The following is a 17,165-nucleotide window of genomic DNA, read 5'->3' on the forward strand; positions in this document are numbered from 1 at the left end:
TTTGATCTTGCTTTAAATCCGCAAACCGCCATCCATTTCCAGAATCCGGCCGGTGTAATAGTCGTTCTCGAATATATACGCCGCCGAATGAGCGATTTCTTCCGGCTTGCCCATGCGCTTGAGCGGAATCCCGGAAGTCATTTTCTCCAGCGCTTCAGGCTTCATGCCCAGGGTCATTTCGGTTTCGATGAAGCCCGGAGCGATACCGGCTACACGAATGCCGTAGCGCGCCAGTTCCTTGGCCCAGGTCACGGTGGCCGCAGCAACACCGGCCTTGGCGGCGGAGTAGTTGGTCTGGCCGACGTTGCCGGCGCGGGAAATCGAGGAGATGTTGATGATCGCGCCGCTGGTCTTCAGCTCGATCATCTTGGCCGCCACTTCACGGGTGCACAGGAACACGCCGGTCAGGTTGACGTCGATCACTGCCTGCCATTGGGCCAGGCTCATCCTGGTCATCTCGCCGTCCTTGACCTTGATCAGCAGGCCATCGCGCAGGATCCCGGCGTTGTTGATCAAACCATGGATCGCGCCGAAATCTTCAGCGACCTGGGCGACCATGTGAGTCACCTGTTCTTCATTGGCGACGTTGCACAGGTAGGCGCGAGCCTCGACACCGGCGGCTTTGCAGGCAGCGACGGCCAGGTCGAGTTTTTCCTGGTTGAGGTCGACCAGCGCCAGTTTCGCGCCCTTGGCGGCGAAATACTCGGCCATCGAACGGCCTAAACCCTGGCAACCGCCGGTGATAATGATTACTTTGTCAGTGAGTTGCATTCGCATGCCCCAATAGCAGGTCAGAGTGGTTTCCTTTTAGAGAGCCTCTCGATCTGCACCTGATGTGGCCTGGCTGCACATGAGAACTGCCCCGATGGCGTTGCTGGAACTTTGCCCCAGGTGCCTGTCCGTTTTTTTGACGGATTCTATATAAGGAGTCATAAATTGAGCGTTGAAGCTGCCAAGCATGCCCGAGAATTGCTGCTCAAGGAATACCGCGGAGTGCTCTCGACGCACTCCAAGGCGATGCCCGGTTTCCCGTTTGGCTCAGTGGTTCCTTATTGCCTGGACGAGCAGGGCCGGCCGCTGATCCTGATCAGCCGGATCGCCCAGCACACCCATAATCTGCAAAAAGATCCCAAATGCTCACTGCTGGTGGGTGAGCGCGAGGCTGAAGACGTGCAGGCTGTCGGTCGACTGACTTACCTGGCCGAAGCGGAAAAAATTGAAGACCAGGCCGCCATCGATACTGCCGCCGAGCGTTATTACCGCTATTTCCCGGACTCGCAGAATTATCACAAGGCGCATGATTTCGATTTCTGGGTACTCAAACCGGTTCGTCATCGCTACATCGGCGGTTTCGGTGCGATTCACTGGGTCGACCAGTTGACCCTGGCCAACCCGTTTGCCGGCAAGGCCGAAGTGAGCATGGTCGAACACATGAACGCCGATCATGCCAAGGCCATCGCTCATTACGTCGACCTGGCCGGTTTGCCGAAAACTTCACCTGCTCAATTGGCGGGTATCGACAGCGAAGGGATGCACCTGCGCATCGGTCAGGGGCTGTACTGGTTGCCGTTCCCGGATGTTTGCAATACGCCGACACAAGTACGCGAAGCCTTGGTTTTACTGGCTCACGCCGAGCATTGGCCAAAAAATGCGATAGCCGACGCTTGAAATCACGAAACGGCGACGTCATCTAAGTTCTACTTGCAAGGCATTCTTGCGTTGAGGAACCATTTGATGCGCCCTTTTTTGTTGCTCTTTCTGCTGTTCCCGGTGTTGGAGCTGTTCGTATTCGTCAAGGTCAGCGCGGCCATCGGGTTTTTCCCGGCACTGCTGCTGATCATTCTCGGCTCGATGCTTGGCGTGTTCGTGCTGCGTATCGCCGGTCTGGCCACCGCATTGCGCGCTCGTGAAAGTCTGAACCGCGGCGAACTGCCAGCGCAGACCATGCTTGAAGGCCTGATGCTGGCGTTGGGTGGCGGTCTGTTGATCCTGCCAGGTTTCATCAGCAGCGTGATCGGCCTGATCATGACGTTGCCGCTCAGCCGTCGGCTGCTGGCCAACACGATGCGCAAGCGCGCTGAAGAACAGGCGATTCGTCAGCGTGCCTTTGCCGATGATCTGCAACCGCGTGGCGGCCCGGCTCCGCGGCAACCGCTGGGCCGTGAGCCGAACGTGATCGAAGGCGAGTTCGAGCACCGCGATTCCAAGTAACTCCTTTAGCGACACGGCACCTTCGGGTGCCGTGTTCGTTTCTGTGGCCAGTAATGTAAAAAAATTCACTGCCCAGCCCTTGTAATAAGCTTATGCGCCCTTATGTAACGGTCACCGCAAGGTTTCTGGTGATGATCACCAGACAGACTTCCGCGGTTCGCTTGGCGAACCGCAACCGGCAACGCCGGAATTTAACCCGCCGGGATTACACCGGCCGCTGAAAACCACAATTAGGAGAGATCGACAATGAAGCTTCGTCCTCTGCATGACCGCGTCGTCATCCGTCGCAGCGAAGAAGAAAAGAAAACTGCTGGCGGTATCGTTCTGCCAGGTTCGGCTGCCGAAAAAGCCAACAGCGGTGAAGTCCTCGCTGTCGGTACCGGCCGCGTGCTGGACAACGGTGAAGTGCGTGCGCTGGCCGTGAAAGTGGGTGACAAGGTTGTGTTCGGCCCGTACTCCGGCAGCAACACTGTGAAAGTCGACGGTGAAGACCTGCTGGTAATGGCTGAGAACGAGATTCTCGCTGTTATCGAAGGCTGATTTCCGCTCAATTTCCCGCTACTACAAAGTATTTAAGGAATATCGATCATGGCTGCTAAAGAAGTTAAATTCGGCGATTCCGCCCGTAAAAAAATGCTCGCCGGTGTGAACGTCCTGGCTGACGCAGTAAAAGCGACCCTGGGCCCTAAAGGCCGTAACGTGATCATCGAGAAGAGCTTCGGCGCTCCGACCATCACCAAGGACGGCGTTTCCGTAGCCAAAGAAATCGAACTGAAAGATCGTTTCGAAAACATGGGCGCGCAGCTGGTCAAAGACGTTGCCTCCCGTGCCAACGATGACGCAGGCGACGGCACCACCACCGCTACCGTTCTGGCTCAATCGATCGTCAACGAAGGCCTGAAAGCCGTCGCTGCCGGCATGAACCCGATGGACCTGAAGCGCGGTATCGACAAAGCGACCATCGCTATCGTCAAAGAGCTGAAAGCCCTGTCCAAGCCATGCGCTGACACCAAGGCAATCGCTCAGGTCGGCACCATCTCGGCCAACTCCGACAGCTCCATCGGCGACATCATTGCCGAAGCCATGGAAAAAGTCGGTAAAGAAGGCGTGATCACCGTTGAAGAAGGCTCGGGCCTGGAAAACGAACTGTCGGTTGTAGAAGGCATGCAGTTCGACCGTGGCTACCTGTCCCCGTACTTCGTCAACAAGCCTGAGACCATGACCGCCGAACTGGACGGTCCGCTGATCCTGCTGGTCGACAAAAAGATCTCGAACATCCGCGAAATGCTGCCAGTACTGGAAGCCGTTGCCAAAGCCGGCCGTCCTCTGCTGATCGTTGCCGAAGACGTTGAAGGCGAAGCCCTGGCGACTCTGGTCGTGAACAACATGCGCGGCATCGTTAAAGTTGCTGCTGTCAAAGCCCCGGGCTTTGGCGACCGTCGCAAGGCCATGCTGCAGGACATCGCTGTTCTGACTGGCGGTACCGTTATCTCCGAAGAGATCGGTCTGAGCCTGGAAAGCACTACCCTGGAACACCTGGGTAATGCCAAGCGCGTGATCCTGTCCAAAGAAAACACCACCATCATCGACGGTGCTGGCGTTGAGGCTGATATCCAGGCTCGCGTTGTTCAGATCCGTCAACAAGTGGCTGACACTTCGTCCGACTACGACCGTGAAAAACTGCAAGAGCGTCTGGCCAAGCTGTCCGGCGGCGTTGCAGTGATCAAGGTTGGTGCTGGTTCCGAAGTTGAAATGAAAGAGAAAAAAGCCCGCGTTGAAGACGCCCTGCACGCTACCCGTGCAGCCGTTGAAGAAGGCGTGGTACCTGGCGGTGGCGTGGCACTGGTTCGCGCTCTGCAAGCTATCTCTGAACTCAAAGGCGACAACGATGACCAGAACGTGGGCATCCAGTTGCTGCGTCGCGCTGTTGAAGCGCCACTGCGTCAGATCGTTGCCAACTCCGGCGACGAGCCAAGCGTTGTCGTCGACAAGGTCAAGCAGGGTTCGGGTAACTACGGTTACAACGCTGCTACCGGCGAATACGGCGACATGATCGAAATGGGTATCCTGGATCCGGCCAAAGTGACCCGTTCGGCTCTGCAAGCGGCTTCGTCGATTGCCAGCCTGATGATCACCACCGAAGCCATGATCGCCGAGATCAAGGAAGACGGTCCAGCTGGCGGCGGCATGCCAGACATGGGCGGTATGGGCGGCATGGGCGGCATGATGTAAGCCAGCCTTACCCTGTACGAAAAAACCCCGCTGGCGTTAAGCCTGCGGGGTTTTTTATTGCCTGTGAACATCAACGTCAAAAGATCGCAGCCTTCGGGGGTCGACGTATACCTGTAGGAGCTGCCGAAGGCTGCGATCTTTCGATCTTCGGCCAGACAAAAAACCGACGGGCATTCTGACAGGGTAGATAATCAGACAGCCCTAGCCCTGAGCCACTCTTGGCCTTAAGCTGCGCGGGCCAAGACGGCCGTTACTGTGTACGGAGCAAGTGCCCATGCGAATTCTATTGGTTGAAGACAACCGCGACATCCTCGCCAATCTGGCTGATTATCTGGGGCTTAAAGGCTATACCGTGGATTGCGCGCAGGACGGTTTGTCAGGTCTGCACCTGGCGGCCACCGAACATTACGACCTGATCGTGCTCGACGTCATGCTCCCCGGCATCGATGGTTACACCCTGTGCAAACGCCTGCGTGAAGACGCCCGGCGCGATACCCCGGTCATCATGCTGACTGCCCGTGACCAGCTGGATGACCGGCTGCAGGGCTTCAAGTCCGGTGCCGATGATTACCTGATCAAACCCTTCGCCCTGTCCGAACTGGCGGCGCGCATCGAGGCGGTCATGCGTCGTACCCAGGGGGGCGGTCGCCGCGCCTTGCAGGTTGGCGATCTGAGCTACGACCTCGACACGCTGGAAGTGACCCGCGAAGGTCGCCTGCTGAAACTCAACCCGGTGGGCCTCAAGCTGCTGGCGGTGTTGATGCAGAAAAGCCCCCACGTATTGCGTCGCGAAATCCTCGAAGAAGCCCTCTGGGGCGACGATTGTCCGGACAGCGACAGTTTGCGCAGTCACGTCCATCAGCTGCGCCAGGTGATCGACAAGCCGTTCGCCAAACCGTTGCTGCAAACCGTGCACGGCGTCGGCTATCGTCTGGCCGAGGGGCGTGATGGAGTTTAAGCAGAGCCTTGCTCAGCGGATCATTATTGCGTTTGCCTTGATGAGTGCGTTGGTGGCAGGGGCATTCGCCATGGGTATCGTGGCGACCGTGCATCTGGTCGAAGCAAAGCTGATTTCCGCAGGCCTGGGTGGCGATTTACAGCGTTTGCTGTTGATGGACAGCATGGCCGACTGGAGCCACCGTCCCGAGCCCGATCAGTTGTTCTACTTCAGCGGTGGCCCTGGCGACTTTGATTTGCCAAGGGACCTGCGGCACCTGAATGCGGGGTTCCATGAAGTATTTCGCGAGCACCTCTCGTACCACGCAATCGTCGAGATCGTTGACGGCCGGCGTTACGTCTTGCTGCAAGATCAGAGCGATTTCGAAGAGCGCGAGCGGGTGCTGTTTGCCGTAGTGCTGGTGGGGTTCGTATTAAGTCTGGCATTGGCAGTGTTTCTTGGTTGGGTTCTGGCACGCAAGGTTATGGCTCCGGTGGTGCGGCTGGCGCGACAGGTGCGTCACCGCGATCAACTGCTCGGTCTGGCACCGCCCCTGGCGCCGGACTATGCCGCCGATGAAGTCGGTGAGCTGGCCGTGGCCTTCGACGCCACGCTGGGCCGATTGCGCCAGGCACTGAGTCGCGAGCGGCTGTTCACCAGCGACGTCAGTCACGAACTGCGTACACCGTTGATGGTCTTGGCCAGTTCCTGCGAATTGTTGCTGGAGAATCCGGACCTCGATCAACGTGGTCGCAATCAGGTCGAGCGGATCGCTCGCGCCTGTGAAGAAATGCGCGAATTGGTCCAGACCTTCCTGATGCTTGCCCGTGCCCAGCGCGAAGATGCCAGCATGTCGCCGCAACTGACCCTGGGACAGGTGGCCGAAGACCTGCTCGGCATGTGGCGCGAGCCGATCGAGGACAAGGGACTCACGCTGTTTTATGAACCCGGCAATCCGTTGGATACGCGCTATAACGCGACATTCCTGCATGCAGTCATGGGCAACCTGTTGCGTAACGCCTTGCATTACACCGACAGCGGGTTTATCCGCCTGAGCATTCTGCCCTGCGGTTTTCTGGTCGAAGACAGCGGCGTCGGTATTCCCGAAGAGAAGCGCGAAGCGATGTTCGAGCCGTTTGTGCGGGGTGGCGAGAAGCGTGGCGAAGGGCTTGGGCTGGGCCTGTCGCTGGTGCAGCGGATTTGTGAGAACCAGGGCTGGAGCGTCAGCCTCAGCACCATGGAGCCCAACGGCTGCCGCTTTCATGTCGAACTGGGCAAGACGGGCGCCTGACATAAAACCATTGCGCCGCCATTCGTCGTGGGGCTCGGCAGATAGGGAAAAGCTCGTCTATTTTTATAACAAGGCATCTGGCAGCTCCATCAAAGGTTTGTAGCCATGAAACTAGAATTTGCTAGAGGTTTGTTTATGGCAGGAGCCTTGGCAGTTGTTTCACTGGCGGTGGTTGGACTGGAGCAGCCGCGAACGAAAATTCTTAGTGCAATGAGTGGCGGCACACATTGCCCATTGCCACGGGCTGCGAAGTCATCCGTGGTGACCCACACTGATAATGATGAGTTGTTGTTGTTCATGTTTGGCATGACTCAGGGAATGAAACGCCAGAGTTGAAAACCCTCAAGCCCACAGAAAAGGCCTCGCCTATGCGAGGCCTTTTGTTTTTGAACCCAAATCTTCAATTTGCCGAAAACCAGTGTGGGAGCGAGCTTGCTCGCGATGACGGCTTAACATTCAACAATGTTGCCGGCTGTCAGTGAGCTATCGCGAGCAAGCTCGCTCCCACATACGGAACTCTCAGTTCTTATCGGGTTTGGCCAGCAGCGTGTAGATGCAGGGCAGCACGAACAGGGTGAACAACGTCCCGATCGACATCCCGGTGGCGATCACCATCCCGATATCGTAGCGGCTGACGGCGCCCGCGCCCGTGGCGATGATCAACGGCACCATGCCGAAGACCATGGCTGCCGTGGTCATCAATACCGGGCGTAGACGAATGGCTGCCGCTTCCTCGACCGCTTCGCGCGGCGTCAGCCCCTTGTCCTTGCGCAACTGGTTGGCAAACTGGACGATCAGGATCCCGTGTTTGCTGATCAGTCCGATCAGGGTCACCAAACCGACCTGGGTATAGATGTTCATGCTCGACCAGCCCAGGAACAACGGGATCAGCGCGCCGCAAATCGACAGCGGCACGGTCACCAGAATCACCAGTGGATCGCGGAAGCTTTCGAACTGCGCCGCCAGCACCAGGAAAATGATCGCCAGCGCCAAGGCAAAAGTCACCCACAAGGCGCTGCCTTCCTGAACGTACTGCCGCGAGGTGCCGCCATAATCGAAGGCATAACCCGGCGGTGCTTCTTCCTGGGCGATCTGGCGCACGGTATCAATCGCCTCGCCCATGCTGACCGTCGAAACACCCGAGAGGATCGCCGAGTTGAGTTGCTGGAACTGGTTCAACTGCCGCGGTCGTGCCCGGTCACTGACGGTGATCAGGGTCGACAAGGGCAGCAGTTCACCTTTGGTGTTTTTGACGTAGTAGTTGCTCAGCCAATCGGGGTTGTCCCGGTAGGGCCGTTCGACCTGGGCGATGACCTTGTAGCTGCGCCCCTCGATGGTGAAACGATTGATCTCGGCTTCTGCCAGCAACGTCGCCAGGGTCACCCCCAGATCTTCCATCGAGACGCCCATCTGCGCTGCCTTGGCGCGGTCGATATCAACCACCACTTCGGGCTTGTCGAAGGCCAGGTCGATGTCGGCGAACGCGAACTTGCCAGACTCCAGTGCACGCTTTTTCACTCGATTGACCACCTCCAGCAGCGACGCGTAGTCATTGGCGGTATTGATCACGAACTGGAACGGCAGCCCTTCGCCAGTGCCCGGCAGAGAGGGCAGGTTGAAGCCAAAGATTTGCAGACCGGTGATGCTCGAAAGCTTGCTTTGCACTATTGGCAGAAGCTGCATCTGGGTGCGTTTGCGCTCATTCCAGGGTTTGAGCAGGAAACCGCCAATACCTGACTGCACGCCGTTGAATCCGTTGATCTGGAAGGACGAGTAGTACTCGGGAAACGCCTTGAAGATCGCGAGGAATTCGTCGGTGTAGGTATTCAGGTAGTCCAGGTTGGCCGGTTGCGGAGCGTTGGCCATCATGAAAATGATGCCCTGATCCTCATCCGGTGCCAGTTCCGACTTGGTGAACTTGAGCAGCACCGGAATCAGGCACAACACGATCACGGCAAATACCAGCACTACCGGTCGGGTGTTGAGTGTGCCGTGCAGAAGGTTTTGATAACGACGCTTGAGTCCTTCGAAAATCAGGTCGAGGCGATGGGCCAGGCCTGACGGGTTTTCATCGTGGCGCAAGAGCAGGGCGCACATCATCGGCGACAGCGTCAGGGCGACGATCCCGGAGATCACCACGGCACCGGCCAGGGTCAGGGCGAACTCCTTGAACAGGGCGCCGGTCAGGCCCGTCAGAAAGCCGATGGGCGCATAGACCGCCGCCAGGGTGATGGTCATCGAGACCACTGGCATGGCGATTTCCTGCGCGCCTTCGAGGGCCGCGTCCAGCGGCGTTTTACCTTCTTCGATGTGGCGGTGAATGTTTTCCACCACCACGATGGCGTCGTCCACCACCAGGCCGATCGCCAACACCATTGCCAGCAAGGTCAGCAGATTGATCGAGTAGCCCATCAGTTGCATGAAGAACATCACGCCGATCATCGACAGCGGAATGGTCACCACCGGGATCAGCACCGAGCGCAGCGCGCCAAGGAACAGGAACACCACGACAATCACGATCAGCACCGCTTCGAAAAGGGTTTTCACCACTTCGTTGATCGAGGCCTGAATGAACAGCGTGGCGTCGTAGGCGATTTCGGCCTTGAGGGTGGGTGGCAGCTGGGATTCCAGTTCCGGCATGAGCTTGCGCACTTCCTTGATCACGTCCAGCGGATTGGCGGCCGGTGTGGCCTTGATCCCGATGTACACCGACGGTGTACCGCCGAAGGAACTGACGGTGTTGTAGTTCTCGGCGCCCATCTCCACGCGTGCCACGTCGCTGAGCAGGACCCGACTGTCGCCGTCGACTTTCAGCGGAATCGCGGCGAAGGCTTCGGCGGTCTTCAAGTCAGTGTTGGCGTTGATGCTGGTGACGACGTACTCGCCTTTGACTTCACCGGCGGCGGACAAAAAGTTGTACTGGCGCACGGCGTTGGTGACGTCACTGGCGCTCAGGCCAAAACCGGCGAGTTTCACCGGGTCGAGCCACAGACGCATGGCAAACACCTGGTTGCCGAGAATGGCAGCTTCAGCCATGCCGGGAAGGGTGGCCAGCTTGGGCTGGATCACCCGCGACAGGTAGTCGGTGATCTGCGGGTTGTTCAGTTCCTCGCTGAAAAAACTCATGTACATCAGCGCCGAGGCGCCGGCTGCCTCCTTGCTCAGCACCGGGTCTTCAGCGTCTTTGGGCAGCTTGTTCTTGACCTCGTTGGCCTTGGCCAGCAATTCGGTGAACAACCGGTCGCTGTTGGAGCCGATACGTGCATAGATCGAAATGACCGAGAAGTTCTGGCGGCTGACCGAGGTCATGTAGTCAATGCCTTCGGCACTCGCCAGGCTTTGTTGCAAGGGTTGGGTGATGTAGCCCTGAATGGTTTCGGCGTTGGCGCCGGGGTAGGCGGTGGTCACCGTGATCAGCGCGTTCTCCATTTGCGGATACTGGCGCAGCGGCAGTTTGCTCCAGGCCTGGAAGCCCAGCAGCACAATCAGCAGGCTGACGACAGTGGCGAGCACCGGGCGGCGGATGAACGGATCGGTAAAAGCCATGAGGGATTTCCTTGATCAGTTCGTGCGCGGTGGGCTGGTCTGTTCGGCTGGCAGATTCTTGTCGGGGCTGACGACAATGTGTGTGCCGTTGTCGAGTTTGATCTGGCCGGCGCTGACCACTTGTTCGCCGTTCTGCAGTCCTTTGTTGATCAGCACCATGCCGTCGCGACGCTCGCCGGTTTCGATGAAGCGCCGCTCGGCGATCAGGACCGGCTGGCCCTTGTCGTCTTTCTCGACGTTGCCGTCCGCGTCCTTCTTCTGGGCGACCACGTAGAGCGAGTTGCCATAGAGGGTGTAGGTGATCGCGCTTTCCGGTACCACGATTTTCGGTTGTGGGTCCGGCAGCATGACCAGCAGGCTGGCGAACATGCCTGGCAGCAGTTTGCCGTCCGGGTTGGCGAGGGTGGCGCGCACCAGTATGTTGCGCGTGCTGTTTTCGACTTTGGGGTTGATCGCGCTGATGACACCGGGAAAGTTTTGCGTCGGGTAGGCCGAGACTGTGACCTGTACCGGTTGGCCGATAGCGATTTTCGGTACCGATTGTTCCGGTACGTAGAAGTCGACGTACAGGCTGCTCAGGTCCTGGAGTGTGGCGATGACAGTGCCGCTGGGCAGGAAGTCGCCGACGTCCACCTGACGAATGCCGATGGTGCCGCTGAAAGGCGCGACGATGTGTTTCTTCGCCAGTGCCGCCTTGAGCTGATTGACCGTGGCCTTGCTCTTTGCGAGCACCGCGGTGAGCCGATCGAATTCACCCTTGGAGATGGCCCGACTACCGACCAGTTGGCTGCCACGGCCGTAATCCAGTTGCGCCAGGCCAAGGTCGGCCTGGGCGGTTTCCAGCAGGGCACTTTCGACGGCACTGTCGAGCTGCACGAGCGGCTGGCCGGCCTTGACCTTTTGCCCTGACTCGAACTGCACGTCCTTGACCGTGCCGGCGATCTCCAGACTCAGGTTGACCCCTTGCAGCGCCTTGAGGGTCCCGACCGTGGGCAAGCGCGATTGCCAGGGCCGTTCGGTGGCCGTGGCCACGGCAACGCTCACCGCTGGTCTTGGGACCGCGAAGGTCTGGATCATCTTGTAGATGGAGAAGGCTTTGTAGCCTCCCAGCATCAGGATGATCAACAGGACAACACCCAACATGATCAGCATGCGGCGACGCAGCATATTCCACTTCCTTGGAAAAAATCTGGTCAGACAGGCCGAACATTACTCCGTGTGTGTCGGTGATTCCAGACAGCATTTTTTCGACGATCACGCCTGGTGCGTAGGAGCTGCCGAAGGCTGCGATCTTTTGATTTTGCCCTTTATGTAAATCCTGCTGCCACGGTTAGCCTGCCACACCGCGGCGTATGATTTTACGACTGCTGCGCAGCCGAACGCAGGCTGCGCCAGTTGCTACGGGGGGGTGTATCAGACCAGATTGATCGTTCCCACGCAGAGTGGGAACGATCAATTTGGCAGCGCAGATTTCAGACCAGATGCAGGTGGTTATCCCAGAGCCCGGCGGGGAGTTCGAGGGGTTTGGCCAGCAGCGGTGTCTGGCGACAATCATAGAAACGGCAACGCCCTTGCCCCGAGGTCACGACAAAACCATCGGCCACTGCACCGACACCGGCGCAGTCGGGCAACGGTGCATCGAGGCGCACTTCACCGCTGTCCATGTCCCAGATGAAAAAGCGGTTGCCGCGCGGTGCGGTGAGTGCCACCAGACGCAAGTCACTGTGCACCGCGACGCTCGCGGTGTAGTGCCCCATGGCCTGCAACTGGTGCTCGGCGACCGGGAACGCGACAAAGGGCTGACCGGGACGCTTGATCGCCAACAGCTCGGATGATTCGTGCGCGGCCCCCATGAACTGCTGGCCGGTGACAATGGTGCCATCGCTGGCGATCCCCATGTGACGGACGCTGTTCATCGGCTGGGCCAGGGTTTCCTTGCTCAGCAGAGTGCCGTCACGCTGCATCAGTACCAGGCTCGGCTCCATGGCATTGAGGTTCATCTCGACCCGGCTCTCGGCTTCGGTACGAATCCCGCCGTTGGCCACCACCAGGGTTTCACCGTCGGGCATCCACGACACCTGATGCGGGCCGATACCGTGGGTGGAAATCTCACCGCTGTGCACCCACCGCTCACCCTCGAAACGGTACACCCCGAGCAGGCCGCGACCTGGGTCGGTGGTGTCGTTTTCGGTTGCATACAGCCAGTCACCGCTATTGTGAATGACCGCGTGACCGTAGAAGTGTCGGTTCGGTTGCGACACCACGGTTTGCAGCAGCGTGCCGTCACGCAGATCGACCAGATAGCTCTCGGTGCCCGGACGACGGGCGACGAACAGCGCAATCGGCAACGTCGGGTGGTTGATGATGTCGTGGCAGCGTTGGCCGACTTCGGTGGCGAACACCCGAGTGCCATCCAGCCGATAGCCGACAGCGTAATGTTTGCCGTCGCTGTCGTCGCGCGCCGAAAGCAGCAAAGGACCGTGGTCCTTTTGCTTGAACAGCTTCCAGCCGCCCAGCGTTACGGCGCCCAGCAACAAACTGCCTAAAGTCAGAGCCTGGCGTCGCAGCATGGAGCTAACCCTCATCAGTCACCGTCGTTGGCGTTGAAGCCCAGTTGGATACCCAGCGCCTTGGCCAGATCACTTTCGTGCAGGCGATGGACGACGTTGAGGCTGTCGAAGAGGTCGTTCAGTTGCTGGCGACCGGCATCGTCGGTGAGCATTTCGGTCAGCGAGCGCTGGTTGCTTTCGAACAGTTTCAGTGACGCGGCGTAGGCGGCATCGATCTTGTCGGCCAGCGGCTTCTGTTCGGCCGGCAACAGACCACGCAGGCCCTTGTTGTCGACACCCACCCAGACAGTTCGGGCGGCAGCCAGGCTCGCTTCCATGCTTTGCAGCGACGTATGACTGCGCCATGCGTCCGCCTGGAACGGCTGTGGAATGCCCTTGGTCTGACGACCCATCGGCGTGCCGAGTTTTTTCTTCAGGGTATCCAGTGCCGTCACTTGCGCGCGCAGCAGATCAGCGATGGCTTCGTGAGAGTCGGCGTAACGCTGGTTCGGGAATTTGCTCAGTTGCGCGAGCATGCCGTCAGTGCTGTTCCAACTGGTCAGAATCTCTTCGGCCAGCTGTTTCTGACGTTCGCCGATAGCGGTCAGCAGTGGGCAGTAACGGGCTTTTTGCGCGGCGTCGGCAACGTTGGTCTTGTCGTCGAACAGAATGTACTCATAGGCTGAGAGGCCCTGCACGACGACGCTGGATTTAGCCAGCGCAGCGGCGTCGATCTGCGGTTGCGCGGTGACCAGTTGCTCGACCTGACGGCCGACCAGGTTTTTCTTGTCCGGCCAGAACTGCACCTGCCAGGAGCGATTGCCCTCTGCCAGCGGACCAATCAGCAACGGTTGCAATTGTGCCCAGGCTTTTTGTGCATGGAGGAAATCGGCGCGAGCGGTCGCAAGGTCGGCCTTGCCTTCGCAGTAGGCCAGCGCACTGACGGCCAATTGGCGGTCAGCTTCAACCCAGCGGCTGTAGGTCGGCAGGATCACTTGCTTGGCGATGGCTGCCGACGTGACGGCTTGAGGATCCTGGGGCGAACAGGCGCCCAGGGCGAGTGCGGCAAGGCTGGTGAACAACAGCTTGGGGCGGAACATGTCGGGCTCCCTTTTTTATGGGCAAAAGAGTATGAGCGAAAGCTTATGGGAAACGCATTAAAGAGAATTCAAAAAGGCCAGCAATGCAGCGCGCTGCTCGGCATTGAACGCTAAAACCTGTTGCTGCGCGGCCGTCGCTTCACCGCCGTGCCAGAGCACGGCTTCGAGCAGATTGCGGGCGCGACCGTCATGCAAGAATTGAGTGTGGCCACTGACCGTCTGCGTCAGGCCAATGCCCCACAACGGCGGTGTGCGCCAGTCGCGGCCAGAGGCCTGGAATTCGCTACGGTTATCGGCCAGGCCTTCGCCCATGTCATGCAGCAACAGATCGCTGTAGGGGCGAATCACTTGATTGGCCAGTTCAGGTTCTGCGGCATTCGCGGCGGTGGTGAATTTCGGCGTGTGGCAGGACTGGCAACCGGCCTGATAGAACAGGTTTTTACCGGCCAGGACTTGCGAGCCGTTGACGTCACGGCGGGCAGGAACAGCCAGGTTACGGCTGTAGAACAGCACCAGGCGCAAGATGTTGTCGCTGACTTCCGGTTCGCCATTCGGGCCATTGCCGTTGGGCGCCTGCAGGCAGGCAGTCTGGGCCTGGGTGCAGTCATCAAAGGGTCTCAGGCTGGTCGTGAGGCCCATATCACCGGAAAACGCGTGAACGTTTTGCTGATTGAGATTCGGTTGCCCGGCTTTCCAGCCAAAACGGCCCAAAACGGTCTTTTGTTGCGCGTCATCCCAGACCCGGTTCGGACGTCCGGCGATGCCGTTCTTGTCGTTAGCCTGCGCATCGGCGTTGGCCAGGATATCCGCGTCGGAGATGGCTTCGAGCAGCCCGAGGCCGATCATTGGCGGGGCGATTCGCGCGGAAAAAAGCGTGTCGGGATGCATCGGGCCGTAGCCCAGTTGGGTGATCAGCAGCTTGGGTTTGCGCAGCTCGACTTCGGTGCCGTCCCTAAAGCGTACCGGGACCGGGTCGTAGTCGACGCGAACCTTGCCTTCGGGGGCGACGCCGGGCACGGCCATGTCCTGAAGTTGCCCGCCGTAGACCGGCTCAGGCACCACACCCATTTGCTCGATGACCTTGGCATAGGCCGGATCGTTGGGGATCGACAGACGCACCAGCATCGACACGGCGTTATCGGAATCGGCCGTCGGTGGATGACCGCGCCCGTCCTTGATATGGCAGTTCTGGCAGGCGTTGGTGTTGAACAGCGGGCCAAGGCCATCGCGGGCAGTGGTGGTCGACGGGGCGATCACCCAAGGGCTGCGGAAGAAACTGTTGCCGACGCTAAAGTCCAGCCGACGGGTCGGCGAGAGGTTGGCTGAAGGCAGGGAAAATGCGTTCCGGTCGGTTTTTCTGACGGTCGCCGCGCCGCCGGAGCGAGCTTCACCGGGTTCGGCCTTGGTAAAGCGCGGGGCGTCATCGCAGGCACTCAGGCCCAGGGCCAGAATCAGTGCAGACAAGCGAAGAGGCAGCGAGGGCATCAGACATCCTGAAAGACGAGCAAAACAAGGGCGCAAAGTCTAACAGGGCAGGGGAGTTTGAATAAGAGGAATTATCGTTTGCTCTCACAGGTTGACCGCGATTCCCTGCGGGAGCGAGCTTGCTCGCGATAGCGGTCGTACATTCAAAATCAATGTTGGCAATGATGGCCCCATCGCGAGCAAGCTCGCTCCCACAGGAATTGCATTCAGGCGGGTATAAAAAAGGCGACCCGGAGGTCGCCTTTGTCATTCGCTCGGTCAGCGTTGATCAGAACTCGTGATCGGCGTTATCCGGGTTCAGGTCACTGATGCCCAGTTTGCCGGCGGCCTGTTCGATCGAGGTGGTCTGCTTGACCAGCGCCGCAATGGCATCACGGACAATCTGGTTGCCCGCGGTGTTGCCGGCAGCGATCAGTTGGTCGTAGTGCTCACCCTTGTTGGCGTGATCAACCATGACCTGGATCTTGGCTTCGGTGGCGGCCAGGTCAGCCTTGAGTGCAGCGTCGGCAGCCGGGTCGGCCTTGGCCACCAACGAGGACAGGCTGGCACCGGTCATCTTGGTGCCGTCTGTACGGGTGTATTCGCCCAGGTACACGTTACGAATGCCCTTGGCATCGTAGAAGTGCGAGTTGTGGGTGTTGTCGCTGAAGCAGTCCTGCTCGTCTTCAGGGGAGTTGGCTTCCAGGGAAACCTTCATGCGCTCGCCCGCCAGTTCGCCCAGCGAGAGGCTGCCCATGCCGAAGAACATTTTGCGCAGACCGCTTTCAGCCGGTTCTTCTTCCAGTTCGGCGCGGTAGTTATCGGGCACGTTCGGCTTCCAGTTGCCGACCATTTCTTCCAGGTCGCTGACCAGCAACTGGGTCACGGCTTTCAGGTAAGCGCGACGACGATCGTTGTGGCCACCGGTAGCGCCGGCGCCTTCCAGATAGTCCGAAGCCGGGCGGTTGCCGGCACCAGGGCCGGTGCCGTTCAGGTCTTGACCCCAGAGCAGGAATTCGATGGCGTGGTAACCCGTCGCGACGTTCGCTTCGGAACCGCCCAGCTCGTTCAGGCTGGCAAGTTTTTCCGGAGTGATGTCGGTCACGTCGATCTTGTCTTCGCCAATCTGGATGATCGGATTGGCGATGATGTTGGCGTTGGCGCCCGGGTTACCCAGTGCGTGCTCGTAGCTCTTGTCGACGTAGTCGATCAGGCCTTCGTCGAGCGGCCAGGCGTTAACCTGACCTTCCCAATCATCAATGATGGTGTTGCCGAAGCGGAACACTTCACTCTGCAGGTACGGTACGCGCGCGGCGACCCAGGCTGCACGAGCAGCTTTCAGGGTTTCGGCATTCGGCTTGGCGAGGAAGGCGTCGATGGCGGTTTGCAGGGTTTTCGCGGTGGATTCGGCATCGCTGAAGACCGCAAAAACCATGTCGGCGTAGTGCGCGACAACGGCTTTGGCTGCGGCCTCATCGACTTTGCCAGCGTCAGCAGGCGCAGCAGGTGCTGCGGTGCTGGCGGCCGGAGTAGGCGCTTGAGGAGCCGCCTTGTCTTTGCCTTCGCCGCAACCGGCGAGGGAAATAGCGATGGCCAGCAAACTGGCGGTAGCCAGAGGCATACGAATCATGGCGAACATCCTGCTTCGGTAAATAATGGACAGGCGCGGGGGTGCGCAAAACTGCGACATAATGCAAATCTTTCGCATTATGTGTAAAGGGCCGCGATTGGAAATATGTCTTGTTTACGGGAGGGGGGCGCCTGTACATGACCTTGTAGCAGCTGGCGCAGCCTGCGTTCGGCTGCGCAGCAGTCGTGAAACCAGGCAATGCGTT

At 59.1% G+C, this 17,165-nt stretch carries 14 protein-coding genes; 7 read left to right on the plus strand and 7 right to left on the minus strand.

Translation table 11 applies throughout. The annotated features are described in order from the left end of the window. Positions 1–12: 12 nt before the first annotated feature. Positions 13–771 carry an SDR family oxidoreductase gene (locus BK659_RS11660; RefSeq protein ID WP_123425204.1) on the minus strand — a complete coding sequence of 253 codons (759 nt, stop codon included), beginning with the start codon at positions 769–771 and terminating at the stop codon, positions 13–15. Between the two features lie 165 nt (positions 772–936). On the opposite strand from BK659_RS11660, the gene BK659_RS11665 reads away from it, so the two are divergent. The 7 genes from BK659_RS11665 (at position 937) to BK659_RS11695 (ending at position 7,007) form a co-directional block, all read left to right on the plus strand. After that, complete coding sequence (locus tag BK659_RS11665; RefSeq protein ID WP_123425205.1) at positions 937–1,668, plus strand: HugZ family pyridoxamine 5'-phosphate oxidase; 732 nt, start codon at positions 937–939, stop codon at positions 1,666–1,668. Positions 1,669–1,734: 66 nt separating this feature from the next. Further along, positions 1,735–2,211 carry an FxsA family protein gene (locus tag BK659_RS11670; RefSeq protein ID WP_123425206.1) on the plus strand — a complete coding sequence of 159 codons (477 nt, stop codon included), beginning with the start codon at positions 1,735–1,737 and terminating at the stop codon, positions 2,209–2,211. A gap of 246 nt (positions 2,212–2,457) precedes the next feature. Continuing rightward, positions 2,458–2,751, plus strand: coding sequence for a co-chaperone GroES (locus BK659_RS11675; protein ID WP_008032125.1), 294 nt, complete (start codon positions 2,458–2,460; stop codon positions 2,749–2,751). Positions 2,752–2,799: 48 nt separating this feature from the next. Continuing rightward, complete coding sequence (groL, locus tag BK659_RS11680) at positions 2,800–4,443, plus strand: chaperonin GroEL (RefSeq protein WP_123425207.1); 1,644 nt, start codon at positions 2,800–2,802, stop codon at positions 4,441–4,443. A gap of 274 nt (positions 4,444–4,717) precedes the next feature. Further along, entirely contained in the window at positions 4,718–5,401 is a 684-nt protein-coding gene (gene colR, locus BK659_RS11685; protein WP_123425208.1) for a two-component system response regulator ColR, read from the plus strand. Continuing rightward, positions 5,391–6,671 carry a sensor histidine kinase gene (locus BK659_RS11690; protein ID WP_123425209.1) on the plus strand — a complete coding sequence of 427 codons (1,281 nt, stop codon included), beginning with the start codon at positions 5,391–5,393 and terminating at the stop codon, positions 6,669–6,671. The genes colR and BK659_RS11690 overlap by 11 nt, the downstream gene beginning before the upstream one ends. A gap of 105 nt (positions 6,672–6,776) precedes the next feature. After that, positions 6,777–7,007, plus strand: a complete 231-nt coding sequence (locus BK659_RS11695; protein ID WP_123425210.1) for a hypothetical protein — start codon at positions 6,777–6,779, stop codon at positions 7,005–7,007. A 183-nt stretch (positions 7,008–7,190) separates the two neighbouring features. Here the strand turns inward: BK659_RS11695 and BK659_RS11700 are convergent, their stop codons facing one another. The 6 genes from BK659_RS11700 to BK659_RS11725 form a co-directional block, all read right to left on the minus strand. Continuing rightward, positions 7,191–10,217, minus strand: a complete 3,027-nt coding sequence (locus tag BK659_RS11700; RefSeq protein WP_123425211.1) for a multidrug efflux RND transporter permease subunit — start codon at positions 10,215–10,217, stop codon at positions 7,191–7,193. Positions 10,218–10,232: 15 nt separating this feature from the next. Continuing rightward, positions 10,233–11,384 carry an efflux RND transporter periplasmic adaptor subunit gene (locus BK659_RS11705; RefSeq protein ID WP_123425212.1) on the minus strand — a complete coding sequence of 384 codons (1,152 nt, stop codon included), beginning with the start codon at positions 11,382–11,384 and terminating at the stop codon, positions 10,233–10,235. Positions 11,385–11,689: 305 nt separating this feature from the next. Then, a complete protein-coding gene (locus BK659_RS11710) occupies positions 11,690–12,787 on the minus strand; it encodes a DUF1513 domain-containing protein (protein ID WP_123425213.1) in 1,098 nt (365 codons plus the stop codon). Positions 12,788–12,801: 14 nt separating this feature from the next. Further along, positions 12,802–13,866 (minus strand): imelysin family protein, encoded by a 1,065-nt coding sequence (locus tag BK659_RS11715; RefSeq protein ID WP_123425214.1) that lies wholly within the window; start codon positions 13,864–13,866, stop codon positions 12,802–12,804. Positions 13,867–13,923: 57 nt separating this feature from the next. Further along, a complete protein-coding gene (locus BK659_RS11720) occupies positions 13,924–15,351 on the minus strand; it encodes a di-heme oxidoreductase family protein (protein WP_123425215.1) in 1,428 nt (475 codons plus the stop codon). A 268-nt stretch (positions 15,352–15,619) separates the two neighbouring features. Continuing rightward, positions 15,620–16,960: an imelysin family protein gene (locus BK659_RS11725; RefSeq protein ID WP_123425216.1), complete on the minus strand. Its 1,341-nt coding sequence runs from the start codon at positions 16,958–16,960 to the stop codon at positions 15,620–15,622. Between the last annotated feature and the right edge of the window lie 205 nt (positions 16,961–17,165).

The sequence above is a fragment of the Pseudomonas brassicacearum genome, assembly GCF_003732225.1.
Classification (GTDB): Bacteria; Pseudomonadota; Gammaproteobacteria; order Pseudomonadales; family Pseudomonadaceae; genus Aquipseudomonas; species Aquipseudomonas brassicacearum_E.

Coding starts and splice junctions, on each gene's coding strand:
- colR (WP_123425208.1), top strand. CDS start 4,718: ATGCGAATTCTATTGGTTGAAGACAACCGCGACATCCTCGCCAATCTG.
- BK659_RS11660 (WP_123425204.1), bottom strand. CDS start 771: ATGCAACTCACTGACAAAGTAATCATTATCACCGGCGGTTGCCAGGGT.
- BK659_RS11700 (WP_123425211.1), bottom strand. CDS start 10,217: ATGGCTTTTACCGATCCGTTCATCCGCCGCCCGGTGCTCGCCACTGTC.
- BK659_RS11670 (WP_123425206.1), top strand. CDS start 1,735: ATGCGCCCTTTTTTGTTGCTCTTTCTGCTGTTCCCGGTGTTGGAGCTG.
- BK659_RS11705 (WP_123425212.1), bottom strand. CDS start 11,384: ATGCTGCGTCGCCGCATGCTGATCATGTTGGGTGTTGTCCTGTTGATC.
- BK659_RS11725 (WP_123425216.1), bottom strand. CDS start 16,960: ATGATTCGTATGCCTCTGGCTACCGCCAGTTTGCTGGCCATCGCTATT.
- BK659_RS11710 (WP_123425213.1), bottom strand. CDS start 12,787: ATGCTGCGACGCCAGGCTCTGACTTTAGGCAGTTTGTTGCTGGGCGCC.
- groL (WP_123425207.1), top strand. CDS start 2,800: ATGGCTGCTAAAGAAGTTAAATTCGGCGATTCCGCCCGTAAAAAAATG.
- BK659_RS11690 (WP_123425209.1), top strand. CDS start 5,391: ATGGAGTTTAAGCAGAGCCTTGCTCAGCGGATCATTATTGCGTTTGCC.
- BK659_RS11675 (WP_008032125.1), top strand. CDS start 2,458: ATGAAGCTTCGTCCTCTGCATGACCGCGTCGTCATCCGTCGCAGCGAA.
- BK659_RS11720 (WP_123425215.1), bottom strand. CDS start 15,351: ATGCCCTCGCTGCCTCTTCGCTTGTCTGCACTGATTCTGGCCCTGGGC.
- BK659_RS11715 (WP_123425214.1), bottom strand. CDS start 13,866: ATGTTCCGCCCCAAGCTGTTGTTCACCAGCCTTGCCGCACTCGCCCTG.
- BK659_RS11695 (WP_123425210.1), top strand. CDS start 6,777: ATGAAACTAGAATTTGCTAGAGGTTTGTTTATGGCAGGAGCCTTGGCA.